Origin of the sequence: Saccharopolyspora antimicrobica, assembly GCF_003635025.1 — a bacterium.
Lineage (GTDB): Bacteria > Actinomycetota > Actinomycetes > Mycobacteriales > Pseudonocardiaceae > Saccharopolyspora > Saccharopolyspora antimicrobica.
On sequence record NZ_RBXX01000002.1, the window covers coordinates 415,611 to 429,904 of the forward strand.

9 protein-coding genes are annotated in these 14,294 nt (G+C 71.7%); 2 read left to right on the forward strand and 7 right to left on the reverse strand.

The features are described from left to right. The first annotated feature begins 1 nt into the window (after window position 1). Window positions 2–703, forward strand: a complete 702-nt coding sequence (locus tag ATL45_RS02495) for a hypothetical protein (RefSeq protein ID WP_093156337.1) — start codon at window positions 2–4, stop codon at window positions 701–703. On the opposite strand, the gene ATL45_RS02500 is transcribed toward ATL45_RS02495, so the two are convergent. The 3 genes from ATL45_RS02500 to ATL45_RS02510 are packed head-to-tail and all read right to left on the reverse strand — an operon-like array spanning window position 693 to window position 5,238. Then, window positions 693–1,682: a glycerophosphodiester phosphodiesterase family protein gene (locus tag ATL45_RS02500; RefSeq protein WP_093156273.1), complete on the reverse strand. Its 990-nt coding sequence runs from the start codon at window positions 1,680–1,682 to the stop codon at window positions 693–695. The genes ATL45_RS02495 and ATL45_RS02500 overlap by 11 nt on opposite strands. Window positions 1,683–1,732: 50 nt before the next feature. Further along, window positions 1,733–2,839 (reverse strand): acetate/propionate family kinase, encoded by a 1,107-nt coding sequence (locus ATL45_RS02505; protein ID WP_093156275.1) that lies wholly within the window; start codon window positions 2,837–2,839, stop codon window positions 1,733–1,735. Further along, window positions 2,824–5,238 carry a phosphoketolase family protein gene (locus ATL45_RS02510; protein ID WP_093156276.1) on the reverse strand — a complete coding sequence of 805 codons (2,415 nt, stop codon included), beginning with the start codon at window positions 5,236–5,238 and terminating at the stop codon, window positions 2,824–2,826. Before ATL45_RS02510 ends, ATL45_RS02505 begins: the two co-directional genes overlap by 16 nt. A gap of 270 nt (window positions 5,239–5,508) precedes the next feature. On the opposite strand from ATL45_RS02510, the gene ATL45_RS02515 reads away from it, so the two are divergent. Beyond that, a complete protein-coding gene (locus ATL45_RS02515; RefSeq protein WP_246025129.1) occupies window positions 5,509–7,791 on the forward strand; it encodes a M20/M25/M40 family metallo-hydrolase in 2,283 nt (760 codons plus the stop codon). On the opposite strand, the gene ATL45_RS02520 is transcribed toward ATL45_RS02515, so the two are convergent. The 4 genes from ATL45_RS02520 to ATL45_RS02535 form a co-directional block, all read right to left on the reverse strand. Beyond that, complete coding sequence (locus tag ATL45_RS02520) at window positions 7,779–9,047, reverse strand: MFS transporter (RefSeq protein ID WP_093156278.1); 1,269 nt, start codon at window positions 9,045–9,047, stop codon at window positions 7,779–7,781. The genes ATL45_RS02515 and ATL45_RS02520 overlap by 13 nt on opposite strands. A 68-nt stretch (window positions 9,048–9,115) precedes the next feature. Further along, on the reverse strand, window positions 9,116–11,854 hold the full coding sequence (locus tag ATL45_RS02525) for a family 78 glycoside hydrolase catalytic domain (protein ID WP_093156279.1): 2,739 nt from the start codon (window positions 11,852–11,854) through the stop codon (window positions 9,116–9,118). A 194-nt stretch (window positions 11,855–12,048) separates the two neighbouring features. Next, the gene (locus ATL45_RS02530) at window positions 12,049–13,098 is read right to left on the reverse strand and encodes a Gfo/Idh/MocA family protein (RefSeq protein WP_093156281.1); all 1,050 of its coding nucleotides are present in this window, start codon (window positions 13,096–13,098) and stop codon (window positions 12,049–12,051) included. A gap of 464 nt (window positions 13,099–13,562) precedes the next feature. Further along, window positions 13,563–14,258 (reverse strand): response regulator, encoded by a 696-nt coding sequence (locus ATL45_RS02535; protein ID WP_093156282.1) that lies wholly within the window; start codon window positions 14,256–14,258, stop codon window positions 13,563–13,565. Between the last annotated feature and the right edge of the window lie 36 nt (window positions 14,259–14,294).

A 14,294-nucleotide genomic window follows, 5' to 3' on the forward strand; every position in this document is an offset into this window, starting at 1 on the left:
CATGCTCGAATGCTCCCCGGCCGTGCTGGCCGGACGCGTGCGGGAGTGCGACCGGTTGCTGCCCAGGCCGGGCACGGTTCCGGTTTCCGGCCTGCCGACCACGCCGTGGGCGGAGTTCTGCGACCCGGCGGGCCCGTGGCTGCCGCGCTGCGTCGAGGAGTGGCAGGAACGCGGCGGCTTCCGGCACCGCCGGGCGGGCCTCGTGCTGGTGGCGTTCCGGTTCGGCTGGCTCGCGGCCTGCGCCACGGTCCCGGAGTTCCACCTCGGCGCACCCGTCCCCTCGCTGCGCGACCTGCGCGTCGCGATCACCGCGGAAGGCCGCCTGTCCGCGCTCCGCCCGGCAACGTCGCAGCCGGTCACCGCGCAGCAGTGGTGGCAGGACCTGGCCGAGGCCTTCGAACCGCTGACCGAAGCACTGCACGCCCTGGGCGGCCCGCCACCGGAAAGCCACGAGTACTGGGGAAACCCGGTCGGCTCGGTCGGCACCGTCCTCTGGCACCTGCAACGCGCCGGCCTGCCCGGTGACGCGATCGCCACCGCCCGCGAACTGCTGGGCGCGACGAACCGCGAACACCTCCTCGACATCGCCCCCGACCGCGACCCGTGGCCGCGCCGAACGACCTGCTGCCAGTGGTGGCGAGCAGGAGGTGGCTACTGCGACGAGTGCGTCCTCTGGAACTCCGCCTCCCGCGTCAGCGGCTGATCAGCGGCGCCACCTCGGCGATCCGGTTGGTCCAGACGTAACCCGTGAAACCAGCGGGGATCCGCGTCAGCGACTCCGGCGTGTCGAACCCCTCGGAGAACCCGCCCGAACCGGCCACCAGGACGACACGGCTGCCCGCGGACTCCATGCGGCTCACGAACTCCGACGGCCACGCCCACAGCCACGGCGCGTAGGACTCGGGGATGTGCAGTTCGGTGTTCGCGCAGGCAGCCGGGACGGCACCGGTCCACCCGACCGCCTCGTACTGCAGCAGGCAGTCGACCATGATGCCCTTCGACATGGTGCGGATCTGCGGCAGCCGCTCCCGCACCACCCGCACCGGCGCGTCCCCGCCGTAGACGGCGATGTTCTCCAGCCGAGACGCGTCCAGCGCGGACAACCGTTCGGCCAGCGCAGCGCCTTCGGCAGGGTCATCGCTCTTGACGTGGATCAGCAGCGGCTCGCGGGGAAACGCCGCCAGCACCTCGTCCAGCGAGGGCATGAGCCCGACACCGCGCCCCCGGAACGGGAAGGTGCGGCCGCCGTCAGCGGTGTAGCCGTGGCCGATGTCGAGCGCCTTCAGCTCGGCCATCGTGAGGTCGCGGGTGGTTCCGGTCCCGTCGGTGCGGCAGTCGAGCTCCCAGTCGTGGAAGACCGCGAACTGCCCGTCGCGGGTGGGGTGCACGTCGAGTTCGACCAGGTCGGCCCCGGCGTCGAACGCCGCCCGCATGCTGGGAACGGTGTTCTCCAGGTAGCCGTGCACCGGAGGGTCGATCCGCTCCGCGGTGCACGTGTCGTTCGCGACGCCTTCGGTGCTGAACGTCTGCGCGACGCCGCGGTGCGCCAGCAGCTTCGGCCCCTCCGGCCCGGCGGCGGTGAACAACTGCGTGTTGTTGGCGAAGGCGAACGTCACCAGAAGCACTGCCAGCGCACCGACGACGTACCGCTTCTTCCGCCACCGCGGGCGCGCGTCGACCATGCACCCATTCTGGCGTGAGCGCGAAGTCCGGCTCCAACCGGCTTTCGCGCTCACAGCCCGCTCAACCCGACCGCGGCGCGGGTCTGGCGGGCTATTTCGAGGTCTTCGCGGGCTTGGACGACCGCAGTGCGCACCGGCGCTCCGATCGCGGTGATGTCAGCATCTCCCGATGCCGCCTCGTTGCGCTGCGGATCCACCGCCACACCGGCGAACGACAGCGATTCGCCGACCGCGGCTCGCACCGGCGGCTGGTGCTCACCGATCCCGCCGGTGAACACCAGCAGGTCCAGGCCACCGAGCACGGCCGCCATCGCTCCCGCGTAGCGCACCAGGCTGCGCCGGTAGACGTCGAAGGCCAACGCGGCGTCACCGTCCCCTTCGGACCGCGCGGTCAGCACATCGCGCAGATCGCCGGAAGTGCCGGACAGCCCCGCGATGCCGGACCGCTTCGCCAGGACGTCGAACAGCTCTTGCGGCGCAACACCTTTCGTGTTGATCAGATACCCGATCAGACCTGGGTCGACGGTGCCGCTGCGGGTGTTCATCACCAGCCCCTCCTCCGGCGTGAAACCCATCGTGGTGTCCACGCAGCTGCCGTCGCGCACGGCGGCCATCGACGCGCCCGCACCGAGGTGACAGCTCAGCACTCTCCCCTGCCCCGGTGGCAGGCCCACCAGATCAGCGCCGCGCACCACCGCATAGGAGTGCGAGAGGCCGTGGAAGCCGTAGCGGCGCAACGACCACTTGCGGTTCCACTCCCGGGGCAGCGCGTAGGTCGACGCCGCCGGCGGGAGCGCGGCGTGGAAGGCGGTGTCCACGCACACCACCGACGGCGTGCCCGGATCGATCGACCGGGCCGCGCGCAGCCCGCCCAGCGCCCGGGGCTGGTGCAGCGGTGCGAGTTCGGTCAGCGACGCGAGGTAGTCCACCACCTCGTCATCGGCCACGGTCGCCGCGACGATCCGGGTTCCGCCGTGCACGACGCGGTGCCCGATGGCGTCGGCGCCGTGCTCGTCCAGGAACCGGCGGATCGGCCCCTCCTCGCCGTCCCACCGCTCCAGGTGCTCGTCGGCCACCACCGAATCACCGTCCAGCAGAACGAGTTTCAGGCTGCTGGAACCGGCGTTGACCGTCAGCACCCTCATCGCGCCTGCCACGTCCAGTCCCGCACCTCCGGCATGTCCTCGCCGTGCGTCGAGACGTAGTGGCGGTGCTCGATGAGCTTGGCCTGCAACGCCTCCCGCGCGTACGCCGCGCTCGGCCCCAGCCGCGGCACGCGGTCGATCACGTCGATGGCCAGGTTGAACCGGTCGATCTGGTTGAGCACGCACATGTCGAACGGCGTGGTCGTGGTGCCCTCCTCCTTGTAGCCGCGCACGTGGATGTTGTCGTGGTTGCGGCGGCGGTAGGTCAGCCGGTGGATCAGCCACGGGTAGCCGTGGTAGTTGAAGATGACCGGCCGGTCGCGGGTGAACAGGCTGTCGAACTCCGCGTCGGACAGGCCGTGCGGGTGCTCGCGCTCGTCCTGCAGCCGCATCAGGTCGACCACGTTGACCACCCGCATCCGCAGGTCCGAGAAGTGGTCGCGGAGCAGGTCGACGGCGGCCAGCACCTCCATCGTCGGCACGTCGCCCGCGCAGCCCAGCACCACGTCCGGATCGCCGCCCCGGTCGTTGCTGGCCCAGTCCCAGATCCCGATGCCGCGGGTGCAGTGCACCACCGCCGCGTCCATGTCCAGGTACTGCGGCGCGGGCTGCTTGCCCGCCACCACGACGTTGATGTAGTCGCGGCTGCGCAGGCAGTGGTCGGCCACCGACAGCAGGGTGTTGGCGTCCGGCGGCAGGTACACCCGCACCACCTCGGCCTTCTTGTTCACCACGTGGTCGATGAACCCCGGGTCCTGGTGCGAGAAGCCGTTGTGGTCCTGCCGCCACACGTGCGAGGTGAGCAGGTAGTTCAGCGAGGCGATCGGCGGCCGCCAGGCGAGCCCGGCGGCGACCTTGAGCCACTTGGCGTGCTGGTTGACCATCGAGTCCACGATGTGCGCGAACGCCTCGTAGCAGGAGAAGAAGCCGTGCCTGCCGGTCAGCACGTAGCCCTCCAGCCAGCCCTGGCAGGTGTGCTCGGAGAGGATCTCCATCACCCGGCCGTCGGGGGCCAGCGCGTCGTCGTCGGGCTCGGTGTCGGCGACCCAGGTGCGGGCTGTGGCGTCGAGGATCGCATTGAGCCGGTTGGAGTTGTTCTCGTCCGGCGCGAACACCCGGAAGTTGCGCGCGTCGGCGTTGCGGCGCATCACATCGCGCAGGAACCCGCCGAGCACCCTGGTGGCCTCACCGGTGCTCGCCCCCGACTCGTCGACCGGCACCGCGTAGTCCCGGAAGTCCGGCAGCCGCAGCGCCCGCAGCAGGAGCCCGCCGTTGGCGTGCGGATTGGCGCTCATCCGCCTGGTGCCGGTCGGGTTGTGGTCCTTGATGCGCTGCACCGGAGCGCCGTCGTCGTCGAACAGCGCGTCGGGGTCGTAGCTGCGCAGCCAGGCCTCCAGCTGGCGCAGGTGCTCCGGGTTGCCGCGCGGATCGCTGATCGGCACCTGGTGCGAGCGCCACGAGCCCTCCACCCGTTTTCCGTCCACAGTGTCCGGACCGGTCCAGCCCTTCGGGGTGCGCAGCACGATCATCGGCCAGCGCGGGCGCTGCGTCCAGCCGTCCCGGCGGGCCCGGCGGTGGATCGAGCTGATCTCGTCCAGGCACCGGTCCAGCGTCGCGGCGAACAGGTGGTGCATCGCCTCCGGCACCGCGCCGGAGACCAGGTAGGGCTCGTAGCCGTAGCCGCGCAGCAGGCTCAGCAGCTCGTCGTCGGGGATGCGCGCCAGCACCGCCGGGTTGGCGATCTTGTAGCCGTTGAGGTGCAGGATCGGCAGCACCGCGCCGTCGGTGGCCGGGTCCAGGAACTTGTTGGCGTGCCAGCTGGTGGCCAGCGGGCCGGTCTCGGCCTCGCCGTCGCCGACCACGCACGCCACGATCAGGTCCGGGTTGTCGAAGGCCGCGCCGTACGCGTGCGACAGCGAGTAGCCCAGCTCGCCGCCCTCGTGGATCGACCCCGGCGTCTCCGGCGCGACGTGGCTGGGGATCCCGCCGGGGAAGGAGAACTGGGTGACCAGCCGCCGCAGGCCGTCGCAGTCCTGCGCGACATCCGGGTAGACCTCGCTGTAGGTGCCCTCCAGCCACGCCGCAGCGACCAGCCCCGGACCGCCGTGGCCTGGCCCGATGACGTACATCATGTCCAGATCGCGGGCCCGGATCGCGCGGTTGAGGTGCGCGTAGGCGAAGTTCAGCCCGGGCGTGGTGCCCCAGTGCCCGAGCAGCCGGGGCTTGACGTGCTCCGGGCGCAGCGGCTCCCGCAGCAGCGGGTTGTCCATCAGGTAGATCTGCCCGGCCGAGAGGTAGTTGGCGGCCTGCCACCAGAGCTGCAAGCTCTCCAGCTCCGGCCGTTCGAGGTGCTCGCGCACGGCCGGAGTGGTGGTCCACCCGACGCTGCCGACGCTGATCTCACTGCTCATCCGCGGCTCCCTCGCGCTCGTCGCCCCCGCCATTCAGCGTGGGGGGACCGAGTCGGTTCGCAACTCGGCGCGTCCTGACCAGCGGCAGCGGCTCCGCGGCGCTCCCGGCGGCCTTCGCTTCGACCGCGCGCGGTGCTCCGGTTGCCGCGAAGCACCTGGTCCCTCCGGAGCAGGGCCGGCGACTCCTGGCGCACCCTGCGGACAACCGCAGTGGAACTGTGCAGCGCACCGCATTACGCAACACCGCCGGCGCCCGTAACTTTCCGCGCTGTGAACGGAAAGTTGATCAGCACGCGGTTCCGGTTGCCCGGGATCCTGGCCGTGCTAGCGGTGCTCGTGGTGTCGGTGATCGGGGCGGCGAGCGTCCAGCAACCCGAATCCGCCGCCCCGGCCGGGGAGTTCAGCGCCGAGCGGGCCATCGCCGAGCTGCGCGGGTTCGCGACCGAACCGCGGCCGATGGGCAGCGCGGCCGCCGACCGGGCCCGGGAGCACCTGGTCGAGCGGCTGCGCGCGGAAGGGCTCCAGGTCGAGGTCCAGAGCTCGCTGGGCGCGTACGCCGCGACCGGGCTGGCCACCTTCGGCCAGGTGGACAACGTGGTGGCCACGCTGCCCGGCACCGCGCCGACCGGAACGGTCCTGCTCGCCGCCCACTACGACTCGGCGGGCGTCGGCCCCGGGGCCTCCGACGACGGCGCCTCGGTGGCGGCGATGCTGGAGACCGTGCGGGCGCTGCGGGAGAGCGGGCCGCTGCGCAACGACCTCGTGCTGCTGATCAGCGACGGCGAGGAGGACGGCTCGCTCGGGGCGGGCGTCTTCGCCCGGGAGCACCCGCTGGCCGCTCGCGGCGGCGTGGTGCTGAACTGGGAGGCGCGCGGCGTCGACGGCCCGTCGCTGATGTTCGAGACCACCGAGGACAACGCGCGCCTGATCGAGGTGTTCGCCGACTCCGTCGAGCACCCGCGCGGCGACTCCTCGATGGTCGAGATGTACCGGTTGATGCCCAACAGCACCGACTTCACCGATCTGGCCGAGGCCGGGTTCGCGGGCCTCAACTCGGCCTACCTCGAAGGCTCGTCGCGGTACCACACGGCGAGCGACACGATCGCCAACCTCAACCCGGGCAGCCTCCAGCACCAGGGCGAGAACATGCTCGCGCTGACCCGCGCCTTCGGCGGCGCCGACCTCGCGGACCTGCGCGCGGACCACGACCTGGTCTACTTCCGCGCGCTCGGCCTGCTGATCACCTATCCCGACGCGGTGGTCCTGCCGCTGGCGCTGCTGAACGCGTTGCTACTGGTGGGAGCCGTGGTGCTGGCGCGGTACCGGCGGATGATCTCGCTGCCGCGGACGCTGCTGAGCGCGCTTTCGGCGCTGGTCCCGATCGCCGTGGCGGTCGTGCTCGCGCAAGAGCTGTGGTCGCTGCTGGTCGCCGTGCGGCCCGACTACGACCTGATGAACGGCCTGCTGCACCGGCCGTTGGCCTTCCTGCTCGCACTCGCAGCGCTCACCGCGACCGTGCTGATCGGCTGGTACCTGGCACTGCGCTCCCGGCTCGGCCCCACCGCACTCGCCCTCGGGGCGCTGACCTGGCCCACGGCGGCGGGCATCGCGTGCGCTTTCATCGCTCCCGGCGCCGCGTTCGTCTTCACCGTGCCGGCGCTGGCCGGAGCACTCGGAATCCTCCTGGCGATGTTCTTCCCGAGGTGGTCCGCCATCGCGATCGCCGCAGCCGCAGCAGTGGCCGCGATGGTGGTGCCCGTGGTGGCGCGCACCGTCTTCAACGGCATGGGCCTGGCGCTCGGCGGGGCGACCGCGGTACTGATCGTCCTCTTCGGACTGTTCCTGCTCCCGTTGGGCGAAACCCTGCTGCCCGACCGCGCGCTGTCCCGCCGATCGGCCGTCATGGCGGTGTCCACGGCGCTCGCCGCGACCGTCGCGCTCGTCCTGAGCGGCCTCGCCATCGACCAGTTCGACGCGCAGCACCCGCGCCGCTCCCACCTCGCTTACGTGCTGGACGCCGACACCGGCACCGCGAGCTGGGTCAGCGCCGAGGCGAAGCCCACCGAGTGGACCGCGCAGTTCGTCGGCAGCCGGAACACCGAAGCGCTCCCGCCCGGATATGCGCGCGGTCAGCTGTGGACCGGGCAAGCACGGCCGCTCGCGGTCGAAGGACCTCGCGTGACCGGAACCCGCACCGGGGACACCACGAACCTGCACGTGTCCTCGCCGCGCGGAGCCCGCTCGGTGGTGCTGCGCGTGGATCAGCCGATCACCGAGGTCACGGCGCGGCTGCCCGGCGACGCTCCCGTCCCGCTCCAGGTGTCGGGCACCCGGACCGCGACCTGGCCCGGTGAGATCCGCTTCCGCGATCTGCCGCCGGAGGGCGTCGCGATCTCCTTCCGCACGCGCGGCGGCCAGGTCAGGGTGACGGCGATCGACGAGACCCGCGGCCTCGCCGGGGCTCCCGGTTACCTACCGAGGCCGGCCGACCTCGAAGCCGGAACCCGCGAGGACGGCGACCTCATCGCGGTCACCCGGACCTACCGGTTCTGATCTCCGGCCCCGTCGGGATCCGCAGTGGGCGGTGGTGGCTCGCGCTGGAGCCGGGCCACCACCGGCACGTCCTCCAGGTCGCGCGCCTTCGGCAGCCGCGGCACCCAGAGCAGGCCGATCGCGTTCGCGACCGCGGTGAAGGCGAACAGCAGCCAGAACAGCAGCGCCGGATCGGCCAGTGCGATCGCGGGCGTGACGAACGCGGCGAGGGCCGCGACCACGCGGGCGAAGGCGATCGTGAGCCCGCCTGCCGTGGTGCGCAGCAACGTCGGGATCAGCTCCTGCGACCACACCTTGTAGATGCCCTCACCGCAGAACGCGTTGCCGAGCCCGGACAGCAGCAGCACTGCCACCAGCGTGAACCGGTTCGCCCCGAGCAGCGCTGGAAGCGCCCAGGCGACGAGGATCAGCGCGGAGCCGCCCGCGAACCAGGCGTACCGCGCCGGGCGGTCGACCACTCGCATGAACACCAGACCGCCCAGGAAACCGACGGGAAGGCCGAGCAGGCTCAGCCGGGAGTACTCCGCGACTCCGCCGCCCGTGAGGTTGGTCCACAGGAAGGTGCCGAAACTGCCCATCGTGGACGCGCCGAGGTTCCAGGTGGCGTAGTACAGGCCGAGCGCGACGACCGAGAACACCACCGGAGCGCGGAAGAGCTGACCGGCCCGGCTGAACTGGATTCCCGCCGGCTCGCCGGGTGCGTCCGCCGCGCGCCGCGCCGCCATCCACTCGGCGGACTCGCCCAGCGCGAAGCGCAGGACGAGCACGACGATCGCCACCACCAGCAGGTGCGCGAACATGATGCGCCCGCCGAGCACGCCCCACGACCCGACCGCGGCGCTGAGGCCCATGGCGACGACGATGCCGCCGATCCACAGGATGTTGGAGAAGATGACCATCTTCCCCTTGTGGCCGTCGGGCGATTCCTCGTTGATCAGCGCCAGCGAGGCGGCGAGATCGGCACCGATCGCCAGTCCCACGGCGACGACACCGACGTGGAGCAGCCAGAGCGGCGACGCGACGATCAGCAGCGCGATGCCAGCGGCGTACAGCAGCAGCGACAGGGTGAACACCCGGCGACGCCCGAACAGATCGCCGAGCCGACCGCCGCAGAGCGCACCGAGGGCGAACATCAGGGTCTGCAGGCCGAGGAGAACACCGACCGTCCCCGCGTCGAGGGCGAGGACCTCGGTGTAAGAGCCGCCGAGCACGATGCCGGAGGTGACCAGCGCCCCGGCGTCGAGGTAGGAGGCCATGCCGGCGAGTGCGGCGATCTTCCACGTGCGGCCCGGTGGTCGCGGGGGCCGTCCCGCCTCTCCGCGATTCACAGGGGTGGTCGCGTCTGCCGAGCTTGCGTTCTCGGAGTTCCTTGTGGCTGGTGATCCACTCCCGGCCGGGTGGTCACGACCGGCAGCCGCAGCGCGTGCCGCCCGCCGGGAAGAGACGTCTCCGGGTGGCCTGGCAGCCGCACTGCGGCCCTCGCGGTCTCCGGCACTTCGACGTCCAGCTCCCACATCCCGTCCGAACGCCGCCACTCGACGGCGGCGCGGCCGCGCGACGTCGTGTGGGCGGTGCGGGCCCACTCCACGCGGTCGTCGAGGATCGGCGCGACGTCGAAGGTCGCCCACCCCGGGCTGGTCGGGCGCAGGCCGCCGACCGCCCGCTGGATCCAGGCGGCCGCGGCACCCAGGAAGTAGTGGTTGTGCGAGCGCGCGGTCTCGTCCCACGACTCCATCAGGGTGGCGGCGCCCGCCTCCCGCCACACTCCCCATCCCGGCCTATCCCGCCGGGTGGCCACCGTGATGGCGAGATCGGGACGGCCGTGCGCCGCGAGCACCGGCAGCAGGTGCTTCGCCGCCACCGCACCGCAGTCCAGGTGTCCCCTCGTCCGGTGCTCGATGTCGGCGAACAGGCCTTCGGCAACAGCGGCGACGTGCTCTGCCGGGACGGCGTCGAACGCCAGCGGAAGCACGTTCACCGCTTGCCGGTAGCCGACGTCCGGAACCCGGTAGGTTCCGCTTCCGGAGTCGAAGAACCGCTGGTGGTAGGCGGTCGCCACCACGTCCGCGGCCGCCCGGTAGCGCTCCGCGGCGTCGGTCTCGCCCAGCACGTCGAGGATGTCGGCGCACCGGCTCACCACGTGCCGCAGCACCATCGTCGCGGTCGGCATCGGGCCCTCCGGAGCGAAGTGGTGGCCCGGGGAGAGCCAGTCGCCCCAGCTGTGGTGCCGCCACACCCCGTCCGGTGCGAGGTCGAGCAGCCGGTCGGTGTAGGTGCGGATCGGTTCCGCGTAGCGCTCGAGGACCGCCGGATCGCCGTACTCCTGGTAGAGGTACCAGGGGATCAGCACCATCGAGGCGCTCCACGCCGGATCCGCCGCCCGGCCCCAGCCCGGGGTGGGCACGATCTGCGGAACCACGCCGCTCTCGTCGCGCGCGTCGACGTGGTCGTCCAGCCACTTCCCGAACGACTCGCGCAGGTCCACGTGGTGCAGCACGGCTTCGGTGGCCAGGTGGGCGTCGGCGGTCCAGCCGTTCTTCTCGTACACCGGGGTGTCGGTGGGCACGCCGTGCAGGTTGTTGCGGAAGGTCCGGGCGGTGGCGTCGGAGATCCAGGTCAGGACCTCGTCCGCGCATTCGAACTCGCCGACCCGCGCCACCGGTGTCTCCAGCCGGACCGCGCGGGTCTCGGTCACCGTCGCGCGTCCCAGGACCTGCGCGTACCGGAATCCCTTGTAGCTGAACTTGGGCTCCCACGTGGCCTCGGTCCCGCTGTCGGCCAGGACGAAGCGGTCGACCTGCGTCCCGCCCGCGGCCAGCGGGTTCCGGCAGCGCACAGCCCCGTCCTCGTCGAGCTGCTCGGCGTACCGGACGACGATCTCCGCGCCCGCCTCGCCCACCGCGGTCAGGCGGATCCGCCCGGCGAGCACCTCCCCGAAGTCGTGGACGACGGCCCCGTCCGCCAGCGGTGTGCTCGACACCGGGGCGAGCAGCTCGGTGCGGCGCACCGGCGGCGCGGTCGCCGGTTTCAGCTCCCCGCCCGGCGGCGCCACGACCAGCACCGGCTCCCACTCCGCGCCACGAGCGCGAGCCGGGTCGGTCGTCTCCCCCGCGTAGAGCAGATCCGACGTCACCGCGCCCTCGGCCGCCTCCCAATCCGCGCCCGAGGCGACGACGTGCCGTTCCCCGGCCGCGTCGACGTACTCCAGCTGCGCCAGCACCACCGGCTCGCGGTGCCAGCGAGCGAAGTTCCACCCCCAGGTGTTCGCCCCTCTCGCGGCGTAGAAGCCGCGGCCCGCTTCCGCGGTGAGCGTGTTCCGCCCGGGCCGCAGGAGCGCGGTCACGTCGTAGGTGCGGTACAGCACGGTGCGGTCGTACGTCGTCTGCGCGGGTTCCAGCACATCGCCGGTCACCGGTCGCCCGTTGAGCCGGAACTCCCCGTACCCGAGGCCCACCGCGCTCAGCTCGGCCTCCCGCACCTCCCCGGGCACCTCGAACGAGGTGCGGAACACCGGGTTGGGTGCGGGAACCGTCTCGACGCCGATGGCCCGAACTCCCGGCTCGCGGACGCCGTCGCGCACGGCCCGCCCCACCAGCGGGAGCGGCGACACCCCGTCGTCCACCCCGGCCGGGGCGGGTTCGGACAGCGTCGCCCACCCGAGTCGGCCCACGACGGCCTGGACCCGCAGGAGGTACTCCCCGGCATCGAGGGCTTCGGGGAGTTCGACGAAGTGGGCGAAGCGGTCCCAGCGCACGATGCCCCGCTCGACGACCTGGTCGGCCAGCACGGTTCCGTCGGTGCCGCACAGCTCCAGCCGCCCGCGCACCGCTGCCTCCGGTTCACCGACCAGGTCCAGGCCCACCGCGGTGAACCGCCCAGGCGCGGTGAACGTCTGCCCCAGCCAGTGCCCCGGCTCGACCCAGGCCACCTGGTCCGAGGTCAACGACTGCACCATCCGGTGAGCGGGATCGGTGCGCTTGCCGATCCACTGCGCGCGCCACTGGCGGGACACCGGCGACGCCAGCGGCGGGAGGGACTCCGGGACCGTGCTGCCAACGCTCACCCCGTCCTCCTCTTCGAGTAGCGGAGGTGCTGCGTGCCCGAGCAGGAACGACCATGCCCGGATTCGCCGGGCATGTACAGCCCCAGCACGTGTGAAGCCTCGCGGCAGCCAGCGGTGCCAGGAGGACGAAAGCGTCTGGTGGGCAGCGGTTTCCCGCGCGGGCTCACCGGTGGTCGGTCACGCCCGATCGGGGCTCACAGCAGCCGCTCGACGGTGATCTCGGCGACCGAGCGGTGGGCCGCGGAGATGATGTCCAGCGCCGCCACGGCGTCCGCCGGGTCGACCGGTGGCGGCACGCCGTCGCGCAGCGAGCGAACGACTCCGTCGTAGAACGCCAGGTAGTCGCCTCGTTCGCTGGGAACCCGGCGGACGTCGTCGCCGACGCCGAGCACGCCCCAGTTCTCCTCCGGTTCGCGGCCCCAGGTCTCGTCCACCGGCCGACGGCCCGCGCGCAGCTCCGCTTCCTGCGGGTCCAGGCCGTACTTGGTGAACGCGGCCTTCTCGCCCAGCACCCGGAAGCGCGGGCCCGGCACGGCCGCCAGCTTGCTCATCCACAGGTGCGAGCGGACCCCGTTGACGTGGGACAGCGCCAGGTAGGAGTCGTCGTCGGCCTGCACGCCCTGCCGCCGGCGGTCGATCTCGGCGTACACCGCCGCGACCGGGCCGAACAGCTGCAGGGCCTGGTCGATCAGGTGACTGCCCAGGTCGTAGAGGATGCCCGCGACGTCCTCCGCACCGCCGGAGTCGCGCCAGGTCGGCTTCGGCGTCGGCGACCAGCGCTCGAACCTCGACTCGAAGCGGTGCACCCGGCCCAGCTCGCCGTCGTCGATGAGCTTGGCGACGGTGCGCACGTCGTTGTCCCAGCGGCGGTTCTGGAAGACCGTCAGCAGCAGGCCCTTGGACTCGGCGTGCTCGATCAGCCGCCGCCCCGCCACCGCGGTCGGCGTGAACGGCTTGTCCACCACCACCGGCAGCCCGGCGTCCAGCGCCGCGGTGGCCAGCTCGACGTGCGTCCGATTCGGACTCGCCACCACCACGAGGTCGAGATCGCCGGACAGCAGCGAATCCACGTCGCCGACCACGGCGGCATCGGGGTGCTCGGCCCGCACCTGCTGCTGCCGCTCGGGATTCGCGGTGACCACCGCGGACAACCGCAGCGACGGATGCGCGGCGATCAGCGGAGCGTGGAAGATCGCGCCCCCGACACCGTAACCGATGAGGCCGACTCGCAGTGCAGAACTCATGTCCCCATTAGACCCCTCCCCCGGCTCCCGGGCCGAAGGCCGGGGTGGCGCTCCGTGCACCCCGACACACCCGAGCGCGGGGGAACTCACGCGATTTCAATGGAAATCAGACGTCCGATTTCCATTGAAATCGCGCAAAACCCGACGCACCACCGGTGTGTCGGACACCCGACACGCCGACACCGTGCGCAACTTCCATTGAGCGTTTTTCATCTTGTTCCGGAGCGGTAGCCGCGAGGCCTGACCGGCACCGCGCGGAAGGTGTCGCATGCGCCGCAGGCGCATAACCCACCTACGGCACCTGCACCGCCGCGGGTTCTCAGACGTCGTCTGGCGAGGACAGCCCGTTCGCCGTGTATCGGACATACATCAGAACGGGCTCCCGGAGACCAGACGGCGTCTGAGGTTCCGCCACCCGCACCGCCACCCAGAACGAGGATGGAAAAACTTCAATGGAAATCGCATCAGGCGGAGGCGCGGCGGAGGTTGTTGTTGTCCTGGCCGGGGCAGACCAGGCCGGTTTCGTACGCGGTGATCACCAGTTGGGTCCGCGAGCTCAGGTGCAGCTTCTGCATCACGTGGTACAGGTGCGATTTCACGGTCAGCTCGGCCAGGCCGAGGTTGCGCGCGATCTCGGCGTTGGAGCCGCCCCTGGCCACTTCGAGCAGCACGTCCAGCTCCCGCTCGGTCAGCACGCCGAGCTCGCTGCGCGCGTCGCGGACGCCGAGCGCGGCGAAGCGCTGCAGCAGCCGCTTGGTGACGCGCGGGGCCAGCAGCGCTTCTCCTGCCGCGACCGTGCGGACCGCTTTGACCAGGTCCTCCGGGGTGGCGTCCTTGAGCAGGAAGCCGCTGGCACCGGCGCGCAGCGCGGCGTAGACGTACTCGTCCAGGTCGTGCACCGTCAGCATGATCACCGCCGTGGTGCCGTCGGTCTCGGCGATGATGTCCGCGGCGGCGCTGATGCCGTCCTTGCCGGGCATGCGCACGTCCATCAGGACCACGTCGGGACGGCGTCGGCGCACCGCGGCCAGCGCCGCGTCGCCGTCGGCCGCTTCGGCCAGCACCCGCAGGCCCGGCTCGTTCGACAGCAGCGCTACCAGGCCCGCGCGGATCATCGCTTGGTCGTCGACCACCAGGACAGTCGTGTCCTCTGTTTCCACGCGGGGCCTCCTTGCTCCGGGCCGGCCCAGTTCCGA

Excerpts from the sequence above, each read along its gene's own strand:
- ATL45_RS02495 (WP_093156337.1), top strand. The coding sequence starts at position 2 with ATGCTCGAATGCTCCCCGGCCGTGCTGGCCGGACGCGTGCGGGAGTGC.
- ATL45_RS02500 (WP_093156273.1), bottom strand. The coding sequence starts at position 1,682 with ATGGTCGACGCGCGCCCGCGGTGGCGGAAGAAGCGGTACGTCGTCGGT.
- ATL45_RS02510 (WP_093156276.1), bottom strand. The coding sequence starts at position 5,238 with ATGAGCAGTGAGATCAGCGTCGGCAGCGTCGGGTGGACCACCACTCCG.
- ATL45_RS02520 (WP_093156278.1), bottom strand. The coding sequence starts at position 9,047 with ATGGCCTCCTACCTCGACGCCGGGGCGCTGGTCACCTCCGGCATCGTG.
- ATL45_RS02530 (WP_093156281.1), bottom strand. The coding sequence starts at position 13,098 with ATGAGTTCTGCACTGCGAGTCGGCCTCATCGGTTACGGTGTCGGGGGC.